The 23,483-nt window shown below is 64.8% G+C and carries 23 protein-coding genes, 1 tRNA gene and 2 pseudogenes; 13 read left to right on the top strand and 13 right to left on the bottom strand.

What is annotated here, in order from left to right; translation table 11 throughout:
• Positions 1 to 61 precede the first annotated feature (61 nt).
• Entirely contained in the window at positions 62 to 961 is a 900-nt protein-coding gene (locus F623_RS0110990) for an alpha/beta hydrolase (RefSeq protein WP_018861627.1), read from the bottom strand.
• Between the two features lie 224 nt (positions 962 to 1,185).
• Here F623_RS0110990 and F623_RS0110995 point away from each other — a divergent pair, with 224 nt between their 5' ends.
• From F623_RS0110995 to F623_RS0111020, 6 genes are all read left to right on the top strand, one after another.
• The gene (locus F623_RS0110995) at positions 1,186 to 2,682 is read left to right on the top strand and encodes an FAD-linked oxidase C-terminal domain-containing protein (RefSeq protein ID WP_018861628.1); all 1,497 of its coding nucleotides are present in this window, start codon (positions 1,186 to 1,188) and stop codon (positions 2,680 to 2,682) included.
• 103 nt (positions 2,683 to 2,785) lie between these two features.
• The gene (locus tag F623_RS0111000; RefSeq protein ID WP_018861629.1) at positions 2,786 to 3,760 is read left to right on the top strand and encodes a sensor domain-containing diguanylate cyclase; all 975 of its coding nucleotides are present in this window, start codon (positions 2,786 to 2,788) and stop codon (positions 3,758 to 3,760) included.
• Between the two features lie 134 nt (positions 3,761 to 3,894).
• On the top strand, positions 3,895 to 5,199 hold the full coding sequence (locus F623_RS0111005) for a citrate synthase (RefSeq protein ID WP_018861630.1): 1,305 nt from the start codon (positions 3,895 to 3,897) through the stop codon (positions 5,197 to 5,199).
• Positions 5,200 to 5,288: 89 nt separating this feature from the next.
• On the top strand, positions 5,289 to 5,492 hold the full coding sequence (locus F623_RS0111010; protein ID WP_018861631.1) for a DUF2892 domain-containing protein: 204 nt from the start codon (positions 5,289 to 5,291) through the stop codon (positions 5,490 to 5,492).
• Positions 5,493 to 5,593: 101 nt separating this feature from the next.
• Positions 5,594 to 5,797 (top strand): DUF2892 domain-containing protein, encoded by a 204-nt coding sequence (locus F623_RS0111015; RefSeq protein ID WP_018861632.1) that lies wholly within the window; start codon positions 5,594 to 5,596, stop codon positions 5,795 to 5,797.
• Positions 5,798 to 6,209: 412 nt separating this feature from the next.
• Complete coding sequence (locus tag F623_RS0111020; protein WP_018861633.1) at positions 6,210 to 6,944, top strand: hypothetical protein; 735 nt, start codon at positions 6,210 to 6,212, stop codon at positions 6,942 to 6,944.
• On the opposite strand, the gene F623_RS0111025 is transcribed toward F623_RS0111020, so the two are convergent.
• Entirely contained in the window at positions 6,945 to 7,988 is a 1,044-nt protein-coding gene (locus F623_RS0111025) for an acyltransferase family protein (protein WP_026278683.1), read from the bottom strand.
• Between the two features lie 199 nt (positions 7,989 to 8,187).
• Between F623_RS0111025 and F623_RS0111030 the strand changes: the two genes are divergently transcribed.
• Entirely contained in the window at positions 8,188 to 8,691 is a 504-nt protein-coding gene (locus tag F623_RS0111030) for a heme-binding protein (RefSeq protein WP_018861635.1), read from the top strand.
• A gap of 76 nt (positions 8,692 to 8,767) precedes the next feature.
• On the opposite strand, the gene F623_RS0111035 is transcribed toward F623_RS0111030, so the two are convergent.
• The 4 genes from F623_RS0111035 to F623_RS0111050 form a co-directional block, all read right to left on the bottom strand.
• The gene (locus F623_RS0111035) at positions 8,768 to 9,913 is read right to left on the bottom strand and encodes a PQQ-dependent sugar dehydrogenase (protein ID WP_018861636.1); all 1,146 of its coding nucleotides are present in this window, start codon (positions 9,911 to 9,913) and stop codon (positions 8,768 to 8,770) included.
• A 112-nt stretch (positions 9,914 to 10,025) separates the two neighbouring features.
• Positions 10,026 to 11,516, bottom strand: a complete 1,491-nt coding sequence (gene lysS, locus F623_RS0111040) for a lysine--tRNA ligase (RefSeq protein ID WP_018861637.1) — start codon at positions 11,514 to 11,516, stop codon at positions 10,026 to 10,028.
• Between the two features lie 24 nt (positions 11,517 to 11,540).
• A protein-coding gene (gene prfB / locus F623_RS0111045) for a peptide chain release factor 2 (RefSeq protein WP_155984204.1) occupies positions 11,541 to 12,636 on the bottom strand; the annotation gives its coding sequence in 2 pieces (ribosomal slippage) (positions 11,541 to 12,563 and positions 12,565 to 12,636; 1,095 coding nt in all).
• Positions 12,637 to 12,735: 99 nt separating this feature from the next.
• Positions 12,736 to 13,683, bottom strand: coding sequence for a hypothetical protein (locus tag F623_RS0111050; RefSeq protein WP_038040587.1), 948 nt, complete (start codon positions 13,681 to 13,683; stop codon positions 12,736 to 12,738).
• Positions 13,684 to 13,849: 166 nt separating this feature from the next.
• Between F623_RS0111050 and F623_RS0111055 the strand changes: the two genes are divergently transcribed.
• Positions 13,850 to 15,475, top strand: coding sequence for a DUF255 domain-containing protein (locus F623_RS0111055; RefSeq protein WP_018861640.1), 1,626 nt, complete (start codon positions 13,850 to 13,852; stop codon positions 15,473 to 15,475).
• Position 15,476: 1 nt separating this feature from the next.
• Here F623_RS0111055 and F623_RS13525 read toward each other — a convergent pair whose 3' ends face one another.
• The 3 genes from F623_RS13525 to F623_RS0111070 are packed head-to-tail and all read right to left on the bottom strand — an operon-like array spanning position 15,477 to position 17,195.
• Positions 15,477 to 15,650, bottom strand: coding sequence for a hypothetical protein (locus F623_RS13525; RefSeq protein WP_018861641.1), 174 nt, complete (start codon positions 15,648 to 15,650; stop codon positions 15,477 to 15,479).
• Entirely contained in the window at positions 15,650 to 16,396 is a 747-nt protein-coding gene (locus F623_RS0111065) for a type III pantothenate kinase (RefSeq protein WP_018861642.1), read from the bottom strand. Before F623_RS0111065 ends, F623_RS13525 begins: the two co-directional genes overlap by 1 nt.
• Positions 16,389 to 17,195 carry a biotin--[acetyl-CoA-carboxylase] ligase gene (locus F623_RS0111070; RefSeq protein ID WP_018861643.1) on the bottom strand — a complete coding sequence of 269 codons (807 nt, stop codon included), beginning with the start codon at positions 17,193 to 17,195 and terminating at the stop codon, positions 16,389 to 16,391. The genes F623_RS0111065 and F623_RS0111070 overlap by 8 nt, the downstream gene beginning before the upstream one ends.
• Before the next feature lie 59 nt (positions 17,196 to 17,254).
• Between F623_RS0111070 and F623_RS0111075 the strand changes: the two genes are divergently transcribed.
• Positions 17,255 to 18,040, top strand: a complete 786-nt coding sequence (locus tag F623_RS0111075) for a lytic transglycosylase domain-containing protein (RefSeq protein ID WP_018861644.1) — start codon at positions 17,255 to 17,257, stop codon at positions 18,038 to 18,040.
• Between the two features lie 35 nt (positions 18,041 to 18,075).
• Here F623_RS0111075 and F623_RS0111080 read toward each other — a convergent pair whose 3' ends face one another.
• The 3 genes and pseudogenes from F623_RS0111080 to F623_RS13635 form a co-directional block, all read right to left on the bottom strand.
• Positions 18,076 to 18,390 carry a DUF2007 domain-containing protein gene (locus F623_RS0111080; protein ID WP_018861645.1) on the bottom strand — a complete coding sequence of 105 codons (315 nt, stop codon included), beginning with the start codon at positions 18,388 to 18,390 and terminating at the stop codon, positions 18,076 to 18,078.
• 41 nt (positions 18,391 to 18,431) lie between these two features.
• Positions 18,432 to 19,058 carry a hypothetical protein gene (locus F623_RS0111085; RefSeq protein WP_018861646.1) on the bottom strand — a complete coding sequence of 209 codons (627 nt, stop codon included), beginning with the start codon at positions 19,056 to 19,058 and terminating at the stop codon, positions 18,432 to 18,434.
• A gap of 138 nt (positions 19,059 to 19,196) precedes the next feature.
• Positions 19,197 to 19,602, bottom strand: a pseudogene (locus F623_RS13635) (pyridine nucleotide-disulfide oxidoreductase); the annotation flags it as partial.
• Here F623_RS13635 and F623_RS12920 point away from each other — a divergent pair.
• Positions 19,597 to 19,883: pseudogene (locus tag F623_RS12920) on the top strand (cyanate hydratase); the annotation flags it as partial. The pseudogenes F623_RS13635 and F623_RS12920 overlap by 6 nt on opposite strands.
• A 63-nt stretch (positions 19,884 to 19,946) precedes the next feature.
• Here F623_RS12920 and F623_RS0111095 read toward each other — a convergent pair.
• A tRNA-Ala gene (locus F623_RS0111095) sits at positions 19,947 to 20,022 on the bottom strand.
• 371 nt (positions 20,023 to 20,393) lie between these two features.
• Here F623_RS0111095 and F623_RS0111100 point away from each other — a divergent pair.
• The 3 genes from F623_RS0111100 (at position 20,394) to phoR (ending at position 23,372) form a co-directional block, all read left to right on the top strand.
• The gene (locus F623_RS0111100) at positions 20,394 to 21,197 is read left to right on the top strand and encodes a 3',5'-cyclic-nucleotide phosphodiesterase (protein WP_019572181.1); all 804 of its coding nucleotides are present in this window, start codon (positions 20,394 to 20,396) and stop codon (positions 21,195 to 21,197) included.
• Positions 21,198 to 21,314: 117 nt separating this feature from the next.
• The gene (gene phoB / locus F623_RS0111105) at positions 21,315 to 22,004 is read left to right on the top strand and encodes a phosphate regulon transcriptional regulator PhoB (RefSeq protein ID WP_018861649.1); all 690 of its coding nucleotides are present in this window, start codon (positions 21,315 to 21,317) and stop codon (positions 22,002 to 22,004) included.
• Between the two features lie 45 nt (positions 22,005 to 22,049).
• Entirely contained in the window at positions 22,050 to 23,372 is a 1,323-nt protein-coding gene (gene phoR, locus F623_RS0111110; protein ID WP_018861650.1) for a phosphate regulon sensor histidine kinase PhoR, read from the top strand.
• Positions 23,373 to 23,483 lie beyond the last annotated feature (111 nt).

Raw genomic sequence — 23,483 nt, forward strand, 5'->3', positions numbered from 1 at the left:
TACGGCAGGCACAAAAAAGGCCGGCCCATCAGGGCCGGCCCGACTGCGTCAGATCAGCGAGTCAGTGCTGATCGAGAAAATCGACAGTGAAGTCCACCACGTCATCCGCGAAGAAATCACGGAAGAAGTGATCCGCACCATCAACGGTGTTCACGGTGATGTGCTCTTTGTCCTCGACCGCATCCATCCGCTCCGGCAGATCCGCCACCACGTCATCCTCGGCCCCGATCACCACGAGCGTCGGGGTCTGGATGCCGTCGATCACACTGGGCGTGTTGTGAACGGGGGCCGGATCGTAATAGCTCAGGAACGCATGGGGTGCGACGTCCAGCTCGCCGCATTGCAGAAAACGCACGCCTTCCAGCATGGAGCCGTCGCCACGATCGTGCTTCTCCTGGGCGCGGGCCAGCACTTCACCCAGCGGCTCGCCGGCCTGCTCTTCGTAATCCGCGGAGACCCTGTCTGCATCAAACGTGGACGGGGCCACCAGCACCATCGCACGAATGTCGTCCGGATCGTGCTCGGTCAGATAGCGCGCCACCTGGTTACCACCGCGCGAGTGCCCGAACAGGGTGACCGGGCCATAGCCTTCACCCTGCAGCCATTCCTGCCAGAGAGCGACCTCCTTCAGGTGCTCGTCCACGCCATGGTGAATCGGCGCGTCACACTCGAACATCCCCTCGCGCTCGTCGATCCCGTAGCTCAGGTTGATCGACAGCGTATTGTGTCCCCGGTCGGCGAGTTGATCCTGAACCGCCTGCATGATCTCCATGCGGCCGTGGGCCAGCGTGCCATGCAGCATCAGCACCACGCCATCTCCAGGCGAGGCACCCGCCCCCTCCTGGAAATGACCGATCAAGGTCAGGTCATCATGTACCAGCGTGACCTTCTCGGCCGCAAACGCCGGGGCGGAGGCCAGGGCAGCGGCCGCACAGGCCGTCGTGATCCACGAATACCGCATTGCAATCTCCTTTTTCGGAATGGAATCGTTCTAATGATCCCGCGAACGACTAGACCATTGAGGGCTCGAAAAAATTCCCGACTTCTACTACGCCAAAAGGAACCACCCCAACGTGGCAGCATCGGCTGCGCCGAGAGACAACACGGAACGCCCCGGACATTTCCCGTACCGCTCGCCGCCTGTAACCTGAAGGCTGAATTCGCTCTTGGAAGCCCTTGCCCCTCATGAGTGCCGAACAGCCCCTGACCCCGGATTCCACTGCGCTGGAAGCGCTGGCGGCCGCGATCGCGGTCCTGCAGGGGGAGCTGCCCGCGGATCGCCTGATCCTGGAGGCACACGAACGCCGCACCTACGAATGTGACGGGCTGTCCGCCTATCGCCAGACCCCCGGCGCGGTCGCGCTCCCCCAGACCCGTGAGGAACTGCTCACCTGCCTGCGGGTCTGCCGCGAGCACCAGGTCCCGATCATTCCCCGCGGCGCGGGCACGGGGCTCTCGGGCGGAGCGCTGCCCAGTGCCACCGGATTGCTACTGTCGCTGGCACGGTTCAATCGCATCCTGGAGATCGACGCCGACAATCGCTGCGCTGTGGTACAACCCGGAGTACGTAACCTCGCAATCTCCGAGGCAGCCGCCCCGCAGGGCCTCTACTACGCCCCCGATCCCTCATCGCAGATCGCCTGCTCGATTGGCGGCAACGTCGCCGAGAACGCCGGCGGCGTGCACTGCCTGAAATACGGCCTCACCGTGCACAACGTCCTGGGCCTGGAGATGATCACGCTGGATGGCGAGATCATCCGGCTGGGCGGCAAGACGCTGGACACCGCAGGCCCCGATCTGCTGGCGCTGATGATCGGCTCCGAGGGGATGCTTGGCATCGTCACCGAGGTCACCGTGCGCCTGCTGCCCCGCCCCGAGCGTACCCAGGTCCTGCTCGCGAGCTTCGACGATGTAGAGGCTGCCGGACGCGCAGTGGCCGGGATCATCGCGGCCGGGTTGATCCCGGCCGGCCTGGAGATGATGGACAACGCCGCGATCCGCGCGGCCGAGGACTTCGTCCATGCCGGTTATCCGGTGGATGCCGCCGCGATCCTGCTGTGCGAGCTCGACGGCACTAACGCCGAGGTCTCCGAGGACATTATGGTGGTGCGCCGCAAGCTGCTCGAGTTGGGCGCCACAGAGGTGCGCACCGCGCGCGACGCCCAGGAGCAGGCCCTGTTCTGGGCCGGGCGCAAGGCCGCGTTCCCCGCGGCCGGGCGGATCTCGCCGGACTACTACTGCATGGACGGGACCATCCCACGCCACCAGCTGGGTACCGTGCTCGAGCGCATCAATGCACTGTCGCACGAACATGGCCTGGGCGTGTGCAACGTTTTTCATGCCGGCGACGGCAACCTGCACCCCCTGATCCTCTACGACGCCAACCAGGCCGGCCAGCTGGAAACGGCCGAGGCCTTCGGGCAGCAGATTCTGGAGCTGTGCGTGGCAGTCGGCGGGACCGTCACCGGGGAACACGGCGTGGGCGTCGAAAAGCTCGACGGCATGTGTGTGCAGTTCGCACCCCCCGAGCTCGAACAGTTCCACCGGCTGCGGCAGGCCTTCGATCCGCTCGGCCTGCTGAACCCCGGCAAGGCCGTGCCCACACTGGCACGCTGCGCCGAGTTCGGTCGCCAGCATGTGCATGGCGGCGAGCTCCCGCACCCCGACCTGCCGCGCCTTTGACTGGCCCGGTAACCAATACCGGGTCAAGTGCAGGCCCGGAAACACTCTTGTAAGGTGGCCCGGAGTCCACAGACCTCGGGCCACAGTCGCCCGTGGAAGACCGATGAAGCGTTCCCAGGATCAGAGCAAGGACAGCGAGGACCCGTTCAATCAGGGCGTGGATAACACCCTGCGTCTGCTGCACCAGCTCGCCCCGCTCGACACCTGGATGCTGACCCGGGTGGAAGGGAATGAACAAATAGTGGTGCGGGCGAACGACCACGGCTACGGCATCAAGGCCGGCACGGCCTTCGACTGGAGCAACTCGTTCTGTATCCGCATGCTGGAAGGCCGAGCGCCCCGGATCGCGCCGGATGCCGCAAGCGAACCGGCCTACGCCGAGGCACTGGAAGCCCTCGCGGCGGCCGGCAACGAGACACCGATCAGCAGCTACATCGGCTACCCGGTGCGCGACATCGACCACCAGTTGTACGGCGTACTGTGTGCCATTCACCCGGACAAAATGGATATCTCGTCCGCTGAGCAGGACGCACCGATCCAGGCAGCGGTCGGAGCGCTTGAGGCACTGATACGGATGCGCCACCAGATTGACTCGCTCGAGCGCGAACGCGAAGCCCTGTTTCTCGAGGCGCATACCGATACCCTGACAGGCGCCTACAACCGTCGCGGCTGGACGCTCGCGCTCGCGGCCGAGGAAGACCGCTGCGCTCGCCATGGCCTCCCGGCCGGGGTCGTCATAATCGACCTGAACGGCCTCAAGGCCGTCAATGACACCGAGGGGCACGAGGCCGGCGACCGACTGATCGCCACAGCCGGGCGTACCCTGCGCGAATCCGTGCGGGAAGTCGACACGGTGGCCCGCCTGGGCGGCGACGAGTTCGCAGCCCTGTTCCCTGAGACCCCCATCGACTACATTCCGGATCTCGCCCGGCGCCTGCGTGACGCGCTCGATCAGGCCGGCGTCTCCGCTGCACTTGGCGCGTGCTCGCGCGATATGCGTGGCGACCTGCAAACCACTCAGGCCTATGCCGACAAGGCCATGTACGAGGACAAACACAGCCAGCGCGCCCCCCACTGACAGCCCAGGGTCAACCCCGTCCGGAATTCCGAAAACCGGCCCGAACGACGCTGCCCGGTGGGTGTCGATGGTTTACCATGCTCCTTTTCGACCCCGCGCATTCGGGCGCCCCAGCGAATTTTCGAGGCCGTTTCATGAGCAAGACCGTCACGCTGACCGACAACACCACCGGCAAGAGCATCGAGCTGCCGATCCAGGAAGGTGCCCACGGCCCCAACTGCATCGACATCCGTGCGCTGTACAAGGAACTCGGCTACTTCACCTACGACCCGGGATTCATGTCCACGGCCAGCTGCCGCTCGGATGTGACCTTCATCGACGGGGACGAAGGCACCCTGCTCTACCGGGGTTACCCGATCGAACAGCTGGCGGAGGAGAGCACCTATCTCGAGGTCTGCTACCTGCTGCTCAACGGCGAACTGCCCTCCTCGGACGACCTGCACGACTTCTCGCGCATCATCAAGGAACACTCGATGCTGCACGAGGCGGTGCGCCGCTTCTTCGACGGCTTCCGTCACGATGCGCATCCGATGGCGATCATGGTCGGCGTGGTGGGCGCGCTGTCGGCCTTCTATCACGACAATGTCGACGTGCATAACCCGGAACACCGCCGCATCGCCGCGCACCGGCTGATCTCCAAGATGCCGACCATCGCCGCCTGGTCGTACAAGTACGCCCACGGCCAGCCGTTCATGTATCCGGACAACAACCTGTCCTACACGGCCAATTTCCTGTCGATGATGTTCGGCGTGCCCAGCGAGCCCTACCAGCCGAACCCGGTGTTCGTGCGCGCGCTGGACCTGATCCTGATCCTGCACGCCGACCACGAGCAGAACGCCTCGACCTCCACCGTGCGCCTGTCGGGTTCCTCCGAGGCGAACCCGTTTGCCGCGATCTCGGCCGGCATCGCCTCGCTGTGGGGCCCGCTGCACGGCGGTGCGAACGAAAAGGTTGTGCGCATGCTCGAGGAGATCGTGAATTCCGACAAGAGCGTGCAGGACTTCGTCGCCCGGGCGAAGGACAAGAACGACCCGTTCCGCCTGATGGGCTTCGGCCACCGCGTGTACAAGAACTACGATCCGCGGGCGAAGATCATCCGCAAGATGTGCCACGAGCTGCTGGCCGAGATGGGCGACATGGGTGCCGACAACCAGCCGCTGTTCGACGTCGCGATGGAACTGGAGCGTATCGCGATGGAGGACGACTACTTCATCGAACGCAAGCTCTATCCGAACGTGGATTTTTACTCCGGCATTATCCTGCGAGCGATGGGCATCCCGCTGAACATGTTCACCGTGATCTTTGCGCTAGCCCGTACGGTCGGCTGGATATCACACTGGAACGAGATGATGCAGGACCCGGAATCGCGCATTGGCCGTCCACGCCAGCTCTACACCGGGCACCCCTCGCGCCAGTACATCGCGATCGAGGAACGCTAGAAACGCCCGGGGTACTCTCCCTCCCTTGCCCTTCAACAGCGCCAGTGCTATCTACTGGGTAGATGACGGACACAAGGGAGGGAACGTCCATGACTATTGATCGCTTTTTCCTGGTGTTTGCCGGAATTGTTGTACTGATCAGTGCCCTGCTGGCCTGGGCCGCTAGTGGGTGGTGGCTGTTGCTTACCGTCTTTATCGGCGTCCATCTGATCCAGTCGGCCTTCACCGGGTTCTGCCCACTGGCCATGGTCCTCCGGAGCCTGGGCATGAAACCTGGCGAGATCTTCCACTGACACTCGACGTGATCGCGGGGTCCATCCATCGGTGGGCCCTTGTATTTCCGCGCGCATGGGACCATATTAGTTTTATCTAATAGATAACCCGGGAGAACCCCATGAGCATCGATCGCATTGTTCTTGCCTTTGCCGGCGCCGTCGTCATTATCAGTGCCATCCTGGCCTGGGTGTTCAGCCCCTGGTGGCTGCTGCTGACCCTGTTCGTCGGCTTTAACCTGCTGCAGTCCGCGTTCACCGGCTTCTGCCCGCTGGCGATGATCCTGAAGGCCATGGGCGTCAAGCCCGGCGAAGCCTTCAACTAGGGAGACGCTGATTTAATCGCACGTCCGCGTTGGTGCCCCCTGTTTTCCGAGACAAGGCGCGTCGTGTAGCGGGTAGTGGTTCTACCCGCAAGCGGCGCAACGCAGGATCGGGGAACAGGGGCACCAACCCCACAAGCCATTGAAAGCAGGGGCTCGGCCGCCCGTTTTTGATCCACAACGGGCGCGGGAACGGCGTTGCGGCTCCTTTGTGCAGAATGACTGCACGGCGGTCACCGCGCCTTGTTCCCACGCAAAAGCGACTCGAGCGCGGACGCGCGATTAAATCAGCGTCTCCCTAAAGCAGCCATAAGTGAAGGCCCGGGCATGATGCCCGGGCCTTTTTGCTTTCGGGGCCTGCAAAATCGCCCAGCCCTGGCGCACAATGGTGAAGTACCCAAACCCGCCTCCCGCGATGCTCTCGCTGATCCCGCGTCTGTTCCAGCGCGCCCCCAAACCCGACACCGAGGCCCGCCAGTGGGTCCGCGCCGTGACCCTGTGGGCGCGACGCCAGACCGCCTGGGCGCGCCCGCTCGGCCAGGCCCACCTGGTTCTGCCGATTCGCGAGCATTTCCCCGGGCAGGCGGATACCCGCCACGGGATGGCGCAGATCGTGTTCGACGCGGTGTGCAGCCACGCCGGCTTTGCCGACGGGCCGTTTCGGCTCGCGCAGCCAGACGACCTCCTGGACGACCCGGTACCGATGGGCTCGTGGGGCCACGCGCCTCATCTCGAGTCCGTACCGATCCCCTACGACCCCCGGCTGGTCGGCGAGAACGAGGCCCTGATCGGGCACTTCGCCCGCGAGATCGCGCTAAGACTGGTCCCGACCGCCGCTGAGCCTGCGCCTTCACAGGCAGGCAACGAAGGACATGTGGCCGAACTGCTGGCCACACAGATGGGATTCGGTCTGATGCTCGCCAACACGGCTTTCCACGTGCGGGTCGGGGGCTGCGGATCCTGTAGCGCGCCGAGCGCGGAGCGCCAGGCCTCGCTCGGCCGCGACGATCTCGTCTATGCGCTGGCCCTGTTCTGCTATCACCAGGGCATCGCACCGAGCCGCGCCCGCACCTTCCTTAACAAGCCACTGCGCCCGGTTTTCCGCCAAGCCGCCCGCAGCCTTGCACAGCAGGCCCGAGCGTCCGCTTGATCAGCGCTTCGCTGGATCCCTCCACGCCCACGGGACCACCAGCAGGCTCTCCAGCGGCCCCTTGCGGAACACCCGGCGCCATCCGACCGCAAAGAGCATGAACAGCCCGGTGAATACCGCTGCTACCACCAACGCGGGGCTGACCTCCTGCTTGAAGACCAGTTGGTCGCGCCACACAGCAATCATGACCAGATGCAGCACGTAAAAGGTCAACGCGAGCTGCCCCGTCGCGACCAATGGCCACACCGCTCGGCCGAGGCGATCGGCCGACACCAGGCACACGGCGAGGACGGCCACGGCGACCCCGGTGGCATTCAACAACCATAATGGCCGCTGACTGTGCGCCTTCATGTCGGCCAGATCGGCCCAGCGCAGACCTCCACCCGGCTCTCCCCACCAGGCAAAGAGCCCCACGTGCAAGGCCCAGGCCGCCGCGGCGACCAGGATCCCGACCGACAGCATCCGCATACGCAGCACATCGCTGCGCAGATCGCAGCGGCCAAGCCACAGACCCACCAGGAAGGGCACGATCCAGGTGATCAGCGGGTATGGCCCCGAGAACAGCAAGGCGTGCAACATCACGCCGGGCGGGTTGTCCGGCCCGATGCCAACCCGCTGGAAGGTATCGGGATCCAGCATCTGTCCATACAGATACAGCGGCGGCCCCAACACCAGCGCGAACAGCCCCATCATCAGGAGTACCGTCGTGTGCAGCCGCACCAGCCCAATGGAGAGCACAAAGAACAGGGCATAGGTCTGCAGGATCACGTTCAGCTCGTCCTGCATCGCCTGCAGCGCCACACCCAGCGGAAACAACAGCAGGGCACGCCAGAGGAGCTGGCCGGACAGCCCCTCGGCGGCGACGCGCCGCGACGCCGCCAGAAACGAAATGCCAACCCCGGCCACCAGCATGAACAACACCGAGGCGCGCCCATGAGGCAGCGCATACCACTGGCCCGCAACGGTATCGAGGCGCGTAGGCCCCACATGCACCATCAGCATGCCAATCATGGCCAGCGCACGGGCCACATCGACCCCTTCCAGCCGCGCTCGACTAGGGTGCTCCACCCATCCTCCTCCAATCGCTGCGGTTCATCTTTTTCACGACACGACCGTGCCCGATCCGCTCGCAAAGGTCACCCATCCCGAACCCTTTTCCAATCACGCACTTCGCCCTCCGCATTGCGGAATGCTCGATCAATGACTAGAAAAAAGACGAGACCACAGAGAAGGAGTAGTTCCCATGCGCATGACCAAGCTCACTCCGTTGGTTCTGGCCGGTGCCCTAGCCTTTGCTGCCAATCCGGCACACAGTAGCGAAGGCACCTTTTCGATCCCGACGCTCATCCCCGAGCTGGCAGTGGAGGCGGTCGAGGCCGCGATGGAAGCCTGCCGCGACAAGGACACGCAGGTCGCCGTCGCCGTAGTGGATCGGTTCGGTGTCACCCAGGCCGTCAAGCGCGACCGCTTCGCCGGGGCCCATACGGTCGATACCGCCGTCTCCAAGGCATGGACAGCGGTCAGCTTCCGCACCGATACCCTGGAGCTGCGGGAATCGACGATGCCGGACGAGACCAGCTACGGCATCCAGCATCTGCCCAACGTGAGCATCCTCGGCGGTGGCGTGGTGATCACCGATAACGGGCGGATCGTCGGCGGCATCGGCGTCTCCGGCGGACCCAGTGGAGACATCGACCACGAATGCGCCAATGCGGGCATCGACGCAATCTCGGACGAGCTCTTGTAACCAGCCCAGAGAATAAGGCCCTTCCCGCAAGGAAGGGCCTTCTACCCACCGAGCATCACGGACCCGGTCGATCTCTCTATCGGGCCTCCATCCGGTAAAGCCCGCCGTCGGATTCGTCCGTCAGCACATAGATATGCCCGTTCGGGCCCTCGCGCACATCGCGGATACGCCCGATCTTGCCGTGCAGCAGTTCCTCCATATGCACGACCTCGTCGTCCTCGATCACGATTCGCAGGATGCGCTCTGCACGCAGCCCACCGGCGAGCAGATTGCCCTGCCAGGCCTCGAAACGATTGCTGGTAACCATCGCCAACCCGGAGGGCGCCAGCGTGGGCAGGAATTCATAAACCGGCGGGATGGTGTCGTCAGACCGGCGGGCCTGGCCGAACTGACGCTCAGTGGGATACTCGCGCCCCTGACTGACATCCGGCCAGCCGTAGTTGCCACCCGCCTCAACGCGGTTTAGCTCGTCGCCGCCACGCGGGCCATGGTCCGTCAACCAGATGGTGTCATCGGCGGGATCGACTACAAGCCCCTGAGAGTTGCGCAGGCCGTAGGCGTAGATGTGCGGCTGGGCGTCATCACGGTCGGCGAACGGGTTGTCCGCCGGGGCCTCGCCGTCTTCGGTCAGACGCAGCAGCTTGCCCGTATGAGTGGAGAGATCCTGGACGCGTTCTTCCTGACGCCGGTCGCCGATCGTCATCAGCAGCGTGCCATCGGAGAGCCAGGCCAGCCTCGAGCCAAAATGACCGTGGTTGCCGCCACCGCGATCCTGCTCGAAGAGCTTCTCGAACTCGTGCAGTTCGCCACCTTCCAGCAGGCCGCGTCCCAATGCGGTATGGGACTGATCCTCATCGCCGCTGGAGTAGGTGAGGTAGACCCAGCCATTGTCCTTGAAATCCGGGTGAAGCGACACGTCCAGCAGTCCGCCCTGATCACGGGCCACCACATCCGGCACACCCTCGATCGTGCGTACGTCGCCGTTCCTGCGGATATGCTTCAGCGCACCGGTGCGCTCGGTGACCAGGTAGCCACCACCGGGCAGGAACGCCACCGACCACGGATGGTCCAGATCGCCCGCGACCCGCACCAGGTCGAACTGTTCGTATTCGGTACTGATGCCGGACTCGACCGTCTCGCCAGCCTGCGCACCACCGGCCAGCAACGCCGTGGCAACCGCGGCACCCATGAAACTACGCCAGACAGACCCGTATTTCAGCATCACAGCCTCCCGTTCTTTCCATGAAACCACAGCCATGCGACCGGCATGGTTTACAGGGTGTTCCCGCGATCGTACCACCCGGCGCGCCGACGGAAGCTGAACCGGAGCCGCTTCAGGCTTCAGGCCGCAGATGGGGAAACAGCAGCACATCGCGGATGGACGGGCTGTTGGTCAGCAGCATCACCAGGCGGTCGATGCCGATGCCCTCGCCGGCCGTGGGCGGCAGGCCGTATTCCAGCGCGCGGATGTAGTCCGCGTCGTAGTGCATCGCCTCGTCATCGCCGGCGTTCTTCTCCGCGACCTGGGCCTGGAAGCGCTCGGCCTGGTCCTCGGGGTCGTTGAGCTCGGAGAACCCGTTGGCAATCTCGCGCCCGCCGACGAACAGCTCGAAGCGGTCGGTTACGAACGGGTCGTCGTCGTTGCGCCGCGCCAGCGGCGAGACCTCGGTCGGATAGGCGGTGATGAACGTCGGGTGGCGCAGTTTGTTTTCGGCGGTGTACTCGAAGATCTCGGTCCACAGCTTGCCAAGGCCAAAGCTCGCCTTGATCGGGATCTCCAGGCGCTCGCAGTGGGCGCGTACCTTGTCGATGTCCGCCAGGTCCTCGCTACTGATCTCCGGGTTGTGCTCGAGGATCGCCTCGCGCACGGTCATGCGGGTGAACGGCTGGCCGAAGTCGTAGGTCTCGCCCTGGTACTCGATGGTGGTTGTGCCCAGCACGTCCTCGCACAGCCCGCGCAGCAGGGTCTCGGTGCGGTCCATCAGCGCGTGGTGGTCCACGAACGCCTCGTAGAACTCGAGCATGGTGAACTCGGGGTTGTGCCGGGTGGACAGCCCCTCGTTGCGGAAATTGCGGTTGATCTCGAAGACCTTCTCGAAGCCGCCGACGACCAGGCGCTTCAGATACAGCTCCGGCGCGATGCGCAGGTACAGCGGCATGTCCAGCGCATTGTGGTGGGTGGTGAACGGCCGCGCGGTGGCGCCGCCCGGGATCACCTGCATCATCGGGGTCTCCACCTCGATGAAGTCCTCGCGCTCGAAGTATTCGCGGATGTAACGCACGATCCGGGTGCGGGTGCGGAACAGTTCGCGGCTGTCCGGGCTGGTGATCAGGTCCACGTAGCGCTGACGGTAGCGCTGTTCCTGATCGGTCAGGCCGTGGAACTTCTCCGGCAGCGGGCGCAGGCTCTTGGTCAGCAGACGCAGCTCGTCCAGCTGCACCGTCAGCTCGCCGGTCTTGGTCTTGAACAGCGTGCCCTGCCCGCCGACGATATCGCCCAGGTCCCAGTGCTTGAAGGCCGCGTAGACGCCCTCCGGCAGGCTGTCGCGCTGGGCGAACAGCTGGATGTCCCCGGACTGGTCGCGCAGGCGGACAAAGCTCGCCTTGCCCATTACGCGCTTGCCGATCATGCGCCCGGCCACAGTCACGCGGATCCCCTGAACCGCCAGCGGCTCGCCTTCGGTGTCGTCATGCGCGGCGTGCAGATCGGCCGCCAGGGCATCACGGCGGAAGTCGTTGGGGAAGGCCGGGCCGGCCTCGCGCAGCTCGTTCAGCTTGGCGCGACGCTGGGCAATCAGCTTGTTCTCGTCGGTAATCTCGGTCATCGGGAATCCCGGTAAAAGAAAGCGTTACAGCCCACTCTTAAGGCTAGCTTCAATGAACTGGTCCAGGTCGCCGTCGAGCACGGCCTGGGTATTGCCAACCTCCACGCCGGTGCGTAGATCCTTGATCCGCGACTGGTCGAGCACGTAGGAGCGGATCTGGCTGCCCCAGCCGATGTCGGACTTGGCGTCCTCGGCCGCCTGCTTCTCGGCATTGCGCTTCTGGATCTCCATCTCGTAGAGCTTGGCCTTCAGCTGCTTCATCGCCGTATCGCGGTTCTTGTGCTGCGAACGGTCGTTCTGGCAAGCCACCACGATGCCGGAGGGCTCGTGGGTAATGCGGATCGCGGACTCGGTGCGGTTGACGTGCTGCCCGCCCGCCCCGGAGGCGCGGTAGGTGTCCACGCGCAGATCGGCCGGGTTGATCTCGATCTCGAAGCTGTCGTCCACCTCCGGCGAGGCGAACACCGAGGCGAACGAGGTATGCCGGCGGTTGCCCGAGTCGAACGGCGACTTGCGCACCAGGCGGTGCACACCGGTCTCGGTGCGCAACCAGCCAAAGGCGTATTCGCCCTCGATGCGCACGGTCGCGCTCTTGATGCCGGCGACCTCGCCCTCGGACAGTTCGATGATCTCGCTCTTGAAGCCGTGGGCCTCGGCCCAGCGCAGGTACATGCGCAGCAGGATGTTGGCCCAGTCCTGGGCCTCGGTCCCGCCGGAACCGGCCTGGATGTCGAGATAGGCGTTGGCCTCGTCCATCTCGCCGGAGAACATGCGCCGGAACTCCAGCGCCTCGACCCTTGCGGTCAGGGCGGCGACGTCGGCCTCCACCGCGGATGCCGTCTCGGCATCGTCATCGGCCTCGGCCATTTCCAGCAGGTCGCGGCTGTCGTCCAGCTGCGTGCCAATCTCGCGGATGTTGACGACGATGTTCTCGAGCTGGGCGCGTTCCTTGCCCAGCGCCTGCGCACGATCCGGGTCGTTCCAGATGTCCGGGTTTTCCAGCTCGCGCTGGACCTCTTCTAGGCGTTCTTCCTTGACCGGGTAGTCAAAGGTACCCCCTCAGGCCTTCCAAGCGGCCTTGCAAATCGTCGATCTGGGAATACAGCGGGTTGAGTTCCATGATGCGTCCGTATCCGGTGTCCGGGTGGGCGGAAAAGCCGCGCAGTATAGCACCCCTGAGCACCCATCTGTCGTGTCCGGGGCAACGGGAAACGGCCCGTTACAGGGCGCGCGAACGGCGCCAGAAAGCGAAGCTGTTGCGGCGTGTCAGCACCCTTGGCGGCTCGGAGCGCGCCAGCGGATCGTGAAACTCCAGCGCTTCCAGACTTCCTCTGCGCAACAGGGGCATCAATGGCTGTACAACGTCATCGGCCAGCGACTGCATGAGCTCCGCATGCTGTTCGAGATCGCGCGCGCTGCCCAGGGCATCCAGCACCACGACCGTATCACGCGCCATCCCTGCGGCGGACGCTGGATCCGGGGACCAGTCAAGCGCGGTCCAGTCCGCCAGAAAATGCGCGATGGGACCACCACCACAGACTGCGCGCACCGGTGTACCCCCCTCGGGTCGCCCAGGCGACCACAGCCACAGCCCATGCACAGGGTCACGCCCGTACTGCTCGCGTGCCTGATTGACCGGGTGCTGGAACCATGCCATCTGCAGGGCATTGCCGAGGATCTGCAAGCGTCGCGCGATGTCGCCTTCCATCGATCCGGGGCTCATGGAGCGCCCCAAGCCTTGTGAGGGGGCGATCCCGGCGCCCATCCCTTCGCCCTCCATTTCCAGGATCCACAGCCCCCCCGAGGACAGCCGCAACGTGGCGCCCACTGCATCCAGCTCCGGACGGGCGGCCTCCCACAATGCCTCGCGTTCCTCCTGGTGGACCTCGTCGACCGGGTCCGCCACCAGATCTTTCATGCCCGGGGTCAGACGCACAGGCCTTGCCAGCCAGAGACGAGGCCCGGAATCCGGCTGCACAAACCCCAGTCGCTTTGCGAGTTGTGTTTCCCACGCATCTCCGGGGTCGGCAGCGCCGGGTACCAGCGGGCTCGCCCGTCCGAGCCAGCGGGCCAGCTTCCGGATGCCTGGAGGGTCCTCGCCGTTCTTCGGCAAGGCCACCTCGGCGCGCCGGAAAAGCCCGGGCAGCAAAAGCGTCACCCTTGCCATCTCAGGCCGCCCTCGCACGGCATTTGCTGCCACCCAGACGAAGCATTCCATCTCCCCCCTTTCCTGACCGCGACCATGCTACCACCGAGCCCAATGCCGACCCGAGGAACGCCAAACGACAGTTGTGGTCTACCGTAGTAAGCAGCCCAAACGCACTGGAAGCGCCATGGACGACCGCAACCTTTCCCCAACAAGCTTCCGGGCGACCACCGCGTTCCGCGGCTGGGCCGCCCCCATCATGGGACTCACGTTACTGGCCCTTGCGGCTCCCGTGGGTGCACAAGGGGCGGCTGGCCCTGCCGAGGCGCCGGATAACGGTCCCGACAACGGCTATGAAGTGGACGATTACCCGGAAGGCTCGCAGATCGACTGGCAGTCCTGGGACAGCGCGTTGTTCGAGGAGTCGAAGGAGCGCGAGCGCCCGATCTTCTTCTATTTCCACGGGCAATGGTGCACCTGGTGCCGCGACTTCCAGGACGAGTCACTGGAGAATCCCGATGTCGTCGACACCATTGACCGGCACTATATCCCGGTTCTGGTCGACCTCGACGAACGCGCCGATCTGTTCCGTCGCTACGGGGGCCGAGGCCTGCCCTTCGTGGTGATCGTCAACCACGAGGACGAGATGCTGACCCGCTTTACCGGGCATGTGAATCCGCGCGACCTTCAGGGCATCCTGGAGGCTCGGCGGGACATGTTCTCGGTCACCGGCCGCGAAATCACCCCGGACGACGCAGACATCAACGACCTCGACAGCTTCCGCGAGATGCTCGACGAGGTCTACGACGGATCTGCCCATCGGCTGAGCGGCAGCGCGGCCTTCGGGACACTGAGCAAGCGCCCGCAGCCCTGGACTTACCGCTTCCTGCTCGACGAGGAGGACTGGGAAGAGCGCATGCCCGCCATGCTTGATCAGGTCGCCGCAGACCTCTACGACGGCGTGGAAGGCGGGTTCTTCTTCTTCCACGACTGGGACCAGCGTGATCCGGTTCTGGCACTTGAGACTTCCAAGCGCCTGGATCAGAACGCCGCGTTCCTCTGGCTGTATGCCGATGCCTACGAGCGCTTCGGCAAGGAGCATCATGCCGAATTCGCTCGCGGGATCCGCGACTACCTGCGCGAGCAGCTGTGGGACGACAATCAAGCCCGCTTCGGCAACAGCCAGTACGCGGATCGCGACTACTACCAGCTCGAACCGGAAGAACGGCTCGAGACCGACCCCCCGCGCGTGGACCGCAACACCTATGCGGACACCTCGGGCCAGGCGATCGCCGCCCTGGCCAACATGGCGCGGGTCATGGAGGACGAGGACACCCTGGAATGGGCACGCGAGGCCATGCAGGCCCTCGAGCGCTATATGGGTACCGAGGCCGGTTTCCTGCACGGCATTACCGCCGACGGCCGCCCGGCGATGGAGGGCTACCTGCCCTCCCAGATCTGGCCGGAGATCGCCCGTCTGGAGCTGGCCCGGGCGATCGAGGCGCTGGAGGGCGAGAAGCCCGACCTGCCCGACCCGGTAGCCACCCTGGACCGCTTGGAGCCGTTCTTTGACGAAGAACTGGATGCGCATGCCGAACGGATCGGTACCGAGCTGGAGCCGTGGTCCGAGACCCGTAGCCAGGCCGCCTTGGCCTGGTGGCTGCACCTCCTGCCGGAAGAAGCGGTGGAAGAATCCCACGTCGACCCGGAGAAGGTCCGCGCCCGCCTGCACATCGAGCCCGGCGCCGATCCCGACGATGTCGCCATCGGCTTCCAGGCCCTGCGCGCCGGCATCCCGGGACTGGGTAACTGACTCAATCGCCCCCGTCCAGGGGGCGCACGCGGACATCGGCCTCCTCGATCATCTGTGTCCCTCGCTCCGGCAAGGGTACGTCGGCGTAAGGATCCCCGTTCCAGTGCCCTTGCTGCCAACTCCAGCCAAAAAGTGCCAGATTCGCCAACAGCAGCAGCGCGACAAGCCAGCGCATCACGAGCCCTCCTCGATACGCGCGATCTGCCACAGGCCCTCAAGTACGAGGTTCTCGCGCAGTGTAAAAAACTCGGTGAGTTGTCCGGCAAGCCAGGACGCATCCCCGCCGTGGATCCAGCAGGCGGTATCGCTGCCCAGGTGCGTGCGGGCCTCGACGATCAGGCGGTCGACGGCGCCGGACAAACCGAGCGTCAGGCCTCGTTCCAGGCCCTGTTCGCTGCCAAGCCCGGGCGTCGAGTCGAAGGTCACGGGCCAGGCACCCGGATCACGCGGGGCCACACGATCGGCCAGCCGGGCTTGCAGCGATTCCCAACCCAGCTGTCGTCCCGGCAGCAAGTACCCGCCCCGATGCCAACCCTCGGCATCCAGCAGGTCGACCGTAATCGCCGTTCCCGCATCCACGAGCACGCAGGGTCCCGCACCTTCCGCCCGCGCCGCCACCAGTGCACAGAAACGGTCCACCCCCAGCTGACCCTTGGCATAGTCACTGCGCACGCCAAAGCGCCCATCGCCCTGCGTACCCACCCAGTGGATGGGTACCGATCCCATCGCGGCCTCCAGCGCCGCCTGGCGCTCCGGGCTGCCGACCCGGGCGGCCCAGATCGCCACACAGGTGTTATTCAGCGCCTGCTCACAATCCGCGATCGCGAGGCTCGCGCCCTCTTCCAGCACATGGCCCACCCCATCGCGGCGCTGCCACTTGATTCGGGTACTGCCAATGTCGACCACCGCACGGTCAGGCATGGCCGGACCTCCTGATGGATACTTCCCCCGCGTCGAGATGATGCAGAACGCCCGTTTCGTCCTCGACGCGCAGGCGCCCCGAATCCAGGCAAACGCCCCGTGCAACGCCCGACAGGCCCGTATCCGGAACCTGGATCGAACGTCCGGCCAGCACATCGAGCCGATCAAGATCGTCCCCCAGCGCCACCAGCCCCTGCGCCATCAGCACCGAATGCAGGCGCATCTGCCAGGTGGCCACCTCGGCCGCCAGCGCCAGCCAGTCCGGCGCTTGCCCATCTGACAGGGCTTCCAGATCGGTCACCTCTCGATCGAGGCCAAGTGCTCCGGAACCCCGCCGATTGAGTCCAATACCCACCACCAGGCATCCGAGTCGGTCCGACCGGGGGAGTCGCTGTTCGACGAGAATACCGCCCAGCTTCGCATCGCCCACCACCACATCGTTCGGCCATTTGAGCCCGATGCCGGCGAACCCCAGTGCCTCCAGCCCCCGAATAACACCGAGGCCCACCCCGACCGGGTAAGCCGAAGGGACAGGCTGGTCAGACACAATCGGCCAGGATAATGACAGCGCAAGGCTGGCATCCGGCGAGGCCACCCATGCCCGGCCGCGGCGTCCGCGCCCGGCCATCTGCACCCGCGCCAGGCACACCCTCGGGCCGCTCTGAGTTGACTCGGACGCAAGCAGACGCGCATTGGTCGAATCCAGCCGTTCCAGCACCTCCACATAGGAAAAGGTCAGCGCGGTTCCTGCCAGGCGATCGCGCAGCAGCCCTTCCAGTTGCGCGGTTTCCGGCGCCATAATGGGATCGGTCGTCTGGGGAGCGTTCATGCGGGCGTGGACGGCAAGGGGGGATTCGGTTGCGCAATCGTGCACATGGTAAGCGTTTCGCGGGCACGCTGCCGGCATTACTGCTGGCCGCTGGTTTCCTCGCGCCGCCCGCCCAGGCCGAGCTGTACACCTATTACGACGCCACGGGTGCCCGTGTGATTACGGATCAGCGCCCCGAGGGCATCGAGTACGAGACCGTACCCTCGCCCCAGCGTCCCGGCACCGCCGCCAGCCCTAGCGGCCCATCCCCGCGTAGTAGCTGGTCGCCCAGCGAGATCTTCGTATTCGAGGGCCCCGACGGACAGCGCCTGGTTACCAATCAGCGCCAACAGAATGCCAACATGAACCTGATCGCCACCTACGGCCGCCCGACGGCCCAGGCACGCTGCGGCGAGCGGGCCCGCCAGGCGCTGGCGAGTGGCGGAGGCGAGTTCGCCGACCTGATCCGCGACGCCGCGGGCCACAACGGTGTGGACCCGGCCCTGGTGCAGTCGGTGATTCACGTCGAGTCCTGTTTCGATCCCGAGGCTGTCTCGCGGGTGGGCGCGCACGGCCTGATGCAGCTGATGCCGGCCACCGCAGCGGATCTGGGCGTGACCGACCGCTTCGACCCGGCCCAGAACATCCATGGCGGCACCCGCTACCTGGCCGAGATGCTGCAACGCTTCGACGGGGATCTGGATCTGGCCCTGGCCGCCTACAATGCCGGGCCCGGGGCGGTGGAGCGTCATGGCGGTGTACCCCCCTTCCCGGAAACACAGACCTACATCCAGCGGGTACGGGCCCAGTACGGCTCGGGTAACGGGATTCGCTAGAAAGGCGCGGCCAGCGCCGCGCAAGTGGTGGAGAATCAGCGCCGCTCGCGCCCGCAGTTCCAGCACTGGGTGAACTGCGGCTCGATCCGCTCGCCACAACGCGAGCACTTCCATTCCTTCCCGTCGTGCTCCGGCTCGCCTTCGAGGTATTCCACGATCAGCTCGCGGGCCTCCTGGGCCTGGGCCTCGTGCACCACCATCACCCGCCCCCAGCACTCGTTCGGCGGGATCTCGCCGGCGGCACCATAGAGCCCGGCCTGAGCCACATAGGCGGGGATGCCGGCTTCCTGCAGGAGATTCTCGATAAACCCGGCCATCACCGGGTCAGCTGCGGTATAAACGGTACGCATGCCCCGACCCTAACAGCCTGCGTCCTGACGTGCAGTCGCGCCTATTGCACCGTGCCCTGGTTGGCCGCCTGGAAGTACTCCATCGCCTTCTGGATGGCGTAGAACGGTGCCTCGTCCAGGGCCTCGCGGGTGTGCGGTTCGTGCATGTCGGCGTGGAACTTGCGCATCGCCAGCACATGAATCGGCAGCTCGCGCGCGAACATCGGGTTGTCGAAATTGAAGAACTGCCCGAGGCCCAGTACGAGGTTCTTGCGCTCCTCGGCCTCCAGCGCCTCCGGGCTGACCGCGACATCCGGCAGCTGGCCGGCCTGGCCGGTCACGGTCACGACGATCTCGCGATCGCCGTCGGCCGCGGCCGGGCGTTCCTCGTCACCATTGATCAGCTTCAGGTCTTCCGAGAGATCCAGGTAGCCCTTTGCCAGGATATGGCCATGCGGCTGGAACACCTTGCTGGACATGTTCACTGCCCACAGTTCCAGGGTCTCCTTCAGCTCCTGCGCTGGCTGCGTCTCGCCGAGGGCGAACAGCTGCTGGGCATAGAGGATGTCCCACACCCAGACCTGACCGTATTCCGGCAACTCTTCCTCCCCGCCCGCGGTCACGGACACGCGCTGAATTTCGGGATCGTCCGCGGCGCGGGCATGCAAGGTGATCGTGAAACTGGCCAAGGCGCTTTCTCCTGCCGACGATGGACCAACCATCGCGTAAATGCATTAGCGCCCCAGTATAACGAACACCCCGTACAGCACTCGGTTCTTCCACGCGGGCCGGGGGCTTGCCCCCCGTGGCCATCTGCCCGACTCCCTGGCCATGTGCGGGCGCTCGGCATCCACGGATTGCCCGAGCCGTTCCTCAAGGCTCGCCGCGCGCCCCGCCAGAGACCCCGATACCGCGAACCAGGCCAGTGCACCATCGCAAGAAATTCGAGCTGACTGCCGGAGGGGATGAATTCAGTCTCGACCCATTCGCCCCGAGCCGCATCGCCTGGCGGACACACATTCAGCGGCAGGCTCGCGGTCTTCACCTAGACCGTACCGGGCCCGGGCAGGTACTTCGTCACATCGCCACTGAGGGTTCGAGCCAGCACTGCCGCCTGGTCGCGCAACGACTCCGCTTGGGGCGCAACCGGCCGCCAAACTCACAGCCATCGACAAGGGCACAGATCGCCGCATCGGAGGTGGCCAGTTGTGCATTCACACGGATACCAAGGCCGAGAAGCTGAGCGGCTTCCTCGGGCTTCGGGCCCGAGGTCGCCCAGGCGCTGCAGGCGTTCCCGCACAAGCACTGAAACAAGACCCTCCCGACAGACCCGATGATCTGAGGCGATCAACGTCTATGGCGACACGATGAAGGCGCTGATCCACGAGAAATTCGGCGACGGCATCATGAGCGCGATCGACTTCACCATGGACATCGACAAGGTTGAGGACCCGAAGGGCGACCGCGTCAAGATCACCTGGAACGGAAAGGTCCTGCCCTACAAGAGTTGGTAGCGCACCTGCGCCAAGTCACAAACGAGAAAAGGCCTGCATCTGCAGGCCTTTTCTTTGGGAATGTGGTGGAGCGGAGGAGGATCGAACTCCCGACCTTCGCATTGCGAACGCGACGCTCTCCCAGCTGAGCTACCGCCCCAATCAAAGCGCGCATTCTAGCAAGTCCGCGCGGACGCGGGAAGCCCGCTGACCATACCGAACTCCCGCTCTGGCGGTTTCTCGTTGCGGGGCAGGATCCCCCATCAACCCGACATCTAGGGCACAGGGCGGTCGCAGCGACCCACCGTCCTGGTGAAAACGCGAAACCGAGCACCTTTTTCAGTCGAGGCATGACGCGCAGGTGGCATTTTCATGATGCACGTCACGTCAAACCTGCTTAGACTTGCTCTAGTCTTAACGTATGTTAGAAGTACGTCGGAAATCCGTCGTATCCGCCGGTTCCTCACAGAGGCGCCCGAGCCGCATGGTCTGTCGAAACGCTTTCCTCTCCCAATTGCAGCTTGACCCCACATGAGTCTGTCTGTCCGCATACTGGGCGCTAGCGGCGGGATTGGTCCCAACCGCCGCACGACATCGATCCTGATCGACGAAGATATCCTGATCGATGCCGGCATTGGGGTCGGCGACCTGACTCTGAGCGAATTGCAGAAGATTCGTCACGTATTTCTGACCCACTCGCATCTGGACCACATCGGTTTTCTGCCGATGCTCGCAGACATGGTGTATTCACCAGACTCGCCGCCGATCCAGATCCACGCGCTGCCGGCCACCCTGAAGGCCCTGCGCGAGCACGTGTTCAACTGGGTGATCTGGCCCGATTTCACCTGTCTCCCAACACCCGCGCAGCCCATCCTGGAGTTCCGCCCAATCGGGTCGGAAGAACAGGTCACCATCGGGTCGCGCGAGGTTCGCGCACTGCCGGCCCTGCATACCGTTCCCACCGTGGGTTACGGTGTGATTCATCACGACGGCATGGGCTTTGCGTTTACCGGCGACACCACGTCGTCGGAGGCCCTTTGGGATGCCCTGAATGCGCTGCCCTATCTGGACTTGCTGATGATCGAGTCCGGGTTGCCCGACGAGATGGACAGCCTGGCCGATCTGTCCAAGCACTACACCCCACATCGGCTCTCGGACGATCTGGATGCATTGCGTCACGACCCGCGGATCGCCATCACCCATCTCAAGCCCGGGCACGAGATGGCCATCCGCCAGCAACTCCAGCAGTCGCAATATGCCAGCCGCATGGTCTTGCTGGAGGGCGCCGAGCGTTTCGAACTGCACGCCCAGAACAGAACTCTCAAGGCGGGATAGGTCCTCATAGGTCCTCAGCCGCGATGCCCCGGCCTGGTGCCGGCCATTCGCTCGCCGTCACACAGCTGTAACATCCCTGCTATCTAATGCAGGGCATCCTGAACTCTGGAATGGGTTATGGCTGTGAAGATTCTGCTGGTCGAGGATGACACCGCAATCCGCGAAATGCTCCAGCTGCCGCTGCACAAGGCCGGATACGCGGTGCGCGAAGCGGGTGATGTCCGCACCGCCAAGGGCCTGCTATTGGGAGATCCTCCAGACCTGGTCCTGCTCGACTGGATGCTACCGGACACCAGCGGTCTCGACTGGGCGCGCACGCTGAAGGCCAGCCCGATCACCAAGGACATCCCGATCATCATGCTGACCGCCCGCGGCGAGGAAGAAGATCGTGTGCGCGGGCTGGATGTGGGTGCGGACGACTACGTGACCAAACCGTTCTCGCCGCGCGAACTGGTTGCCCGTATCAAGGCCGTGTTGCGGCGTACCGCGCCGATCACCAGCGAAGAACCGGTGGAGGTCGAGGGTCTGCGCCTGGACCCAGTTTCACATCGTGTCAGTGGTAACGGCGAGGCCCTTTCAATGGGCCCGACCGAATACAACCTCCTGCACTTCTTCATGACCCACCAGGACCGCGTATTCACCCGCGGCCAGCTACTGGACCAGGTCTGGGGCACCAACGTCTACGTCGAGGAACGCACTGTGGACGTGCATATCCGGCGCCTGCGCAAGGCGCTGGCGCTGACCAGGCATGACCACCTCGTGCAAACCGTACGCGGATCGGGGTACCGTTTCTCGCAGACTCCCTGACCGCGGCCGGCGCCGCGGTCTCCCATCACCCCACTCGGTCGTCCGATGCAATCACGCAACCCCTGGCCTGGTGTCATCGCGGGAACCCTGCTGGTCGGCGTCCCGATCGCGCTGCTTGGCTGGAGCATGGGGCAGTTCTGGGCCACGATTGCCTTTCTGCTGGGGGCGGCGCTGTTCTGGAACCTCTCGCATCTGTTGTTGCTGGAGCGCTGGCTGCGCCAGGGTGGGCGCAGCGAACCGCCGGATGTGCGCGGACTTTGGGGGCTGGCCTTCGACCATCTTTACCGCCGCCGGCGCCGTCACGAACACCGCGTCCATCGGCTGCGCCAATACCTCGAACGCTACCGTGACTCGGCGCGGGCGATGCCGGACGCAGTCGTCGTGCTGAATGACGATCTGCGCATCGAATGGCTGAACGAAATGGCCACGCAGCTGCTGGGCCTGAACTGGCCGGAGGACGAGGGCCAGCGCATCACCCATCTGCTGCGTAATCCAGCGTTCATCGCGTTCATGGAGCGTGCGCGCACCACGCCGGGCAGCGTGACCACGCCCTCCCCGCTGTACGACGACCAGCAACTGGAATTCCGGCTGGTCCCCTATGGCGATGCGCAGTACCTGCTGCTGGCACGGGACACCACCCACCTGCACCGGCTGGAAGTAATGCGGCGTGACTTCATCGCAAATGTCTCGCACGAGCTGCGCACGCCGCTGACCGTACTGTACGGCGTTGTGGAGACGCTGGAGGACGAACTGGCCGACCAGCCGGACAAGGTACGCTCGGTCCAGTTGCTTCGCGAACAGTCCGAACGCATGAAGTTGCTGGTCGACGACTTGCTGACCCTCTCACGTCTGGAGACCGGTAGCCCGCAGGGACCACCACAATGGGTCGACGTCGAGGCCATGCTGGACACGCTGAAAGGCGAGGCGGAACTGCTCTCCGGCGACCAGCGCCATCGTATCGAGATCCACGCGCAGGCCGGACTCGAGTTGCAGGGGACCGAGAGCGAACTGCGCTCGGCCTTCGCCAACCTGTTGTTCAATGCCGTCAAGTACACGCCTTCGGGCACCCGCATCGAGATCCGCTGGCGGTCCGACCCGGACGGTGCGCGTCTGAGCATGATCGACGAAGGACCGGGGATCGCCCGCCACCACCTGCACCGCCTGACCGAACGCTTCTACCGGGTGGACGCCGGCCGCGACCAGCGCCGCGGCGGGACCGGGCTCGGATTGGCCATCGTCAAGCATGTGCTCGCCCGCCATGGCGGCCATCTGGAGATCGACAGCCAGCTCGGTCGCGGCACACGTTTCACCTGCCTGTTCCCTCTCTCGATCACCCGCACCAAACCGGCCGAAGCCGCCAGCGGCTGAGTCCGCACGATGTCACATGGCTGTCACACGCCCGTCACGGGAGCGTCAAGCCGGCTGCGCATAATCCCCCACCAAGGTCGCTCGAGGCGTCCTTGCGAGAATTCCATTCAA

The organism is Thioalkalivibrio sp. ALD1 (assembly GCF_000381245.1).
Classification (GTDB): Bacteria; Pseudomonadota; Gammaproteobacteria; order Ectothiorhodospirales; family Ectothiorhodospiraceae; genus Thioalkalivibrio.

Coding starts and splice junctions, on each gene's coding strand:
- F623_RS0111065 (WP_018861642.1), bottom strand. CDS start 16,396: ATGCCTGACCGTGCGGTGGTCGACATTGGCAGTACCCGAATCAAGTGG.
- F623_RS0111080 (WP_018861645.1), bottom strand. CDS start 18,390: ATGCGTACCGTTTATACCGCAGCTGACCCGGTGATGGCCGGGTTTATC.
- F623_RS0111100 (WP_019572181.1), top strand. CDS start 20,394: ATGAGTCTGTCTGTCCGCATACTGGGCGCTAGCGGCGGGATTGGTCCC.
- F623_RS0111035 (WP_018861636.1), bottom strand. CDS start 9,913: ATGCTGAAATACGGGTCTGTCTGGCGTAGTTTCATGGGTGCCGCGGTT.
- F623_RS0111020 (WP_018861633.1), top strand. CDS start 6,210: ATGCTCTCGCTGATCCCGCGTCTGTTCCAGCGCGCCCCCAAACCCGAC.
- F623_RS0111055 (WP_018861640.1), top strand. CDS start 13,850: ATGGACGACCGCAACCTTTCCCCAACAAGCTTCCGGGCGACCACCGCG.
- F623_RS0111070 (WP_018861643.1), bottom strand. CDS start 17,195: ATGGCGCCGGAAACCGCGCAACTGGAAGGGCTGCTGCGCGATCGCCTG.
- F623_RS0111030 (WP_018861635.1), top strand. CDS start 8,188: ATGCGCATGACCAAGCTCACTCCGTTGGTTCTGGCCGGTGCCCTAGCC.
- F623_RS0110990 (WP_018861627.1), bottom strand. CDS start 961: ATGCGGTATTCGTGGATCACGACGGCCTGTGCGGCCGCTGCCCTGGCC.
- F623_RS0111050 (WP_038040587.1), bottom strand. CDS start 13,683: ATGGCAAGGGTGACGCTTTTGCTGCCCGGGCTTTTCCGGCGCGCCGAG.
- lysS (WP_018861637.1), bottom strand. CDS start 11,516: ATGACCGAGATTACCGACGAGAACAAGCTGATTGCCCAGCGTCGCGCC.
- F623_RS0111000 (WP_018861629.1), top strand. CDS start 2,786: ATGAAGCGTTCCCAGGATCAGAGCAAGGACAGCGAGGACCCGTTCAAT.
- phoR (WP_018861650.1), top strand. CDS start 22,050: ATGCAATCACGCAACCCCTGGCCTGGTGTCATCGCGGGAACCCTGCTG.
- F623_RS0111005 (WP_018861630.1), top strand. CDS start 3,895: ATGAGCAAGACCGTCACGCTGACCGACAACACCACCGGCAAGAGCATC.
- F623_RS0111015 (WP_018861632.1), top strand. CDS start 5,594: ATGAGCATCGATCGCATTGTTCTTGCCTTTGCCGGCGCCGTCGTCATT.
- F623_RS0111010 (WP_018861631.1), top strand. CDS start 5,289: ATGACTATTGATCGCTTTTTCCTGGTGTTTGCCGGAATTGTTGTACTG.
- F623_RS13525 (WP_018861641.1), bottom strand. CDS start 15,650: ATGCGCTGGCTTGTCGCGCTGCTGCTGTTGGCGAATCTGGCACTTTTT.
- F623_RS0110995 (WP_018861628.1), top strand. CDS start 1,186: ATGAGTGCCGAACAGCCCCTGACCCCGGATTCCACTGCGCTGGAAGCG.
- phoB (WP_018861649.1), top strand. CDS start 21,315: ATGGCTGTGAAGATTCTGCTGGTCGAGGATGACACCGCAATCCGCGAA.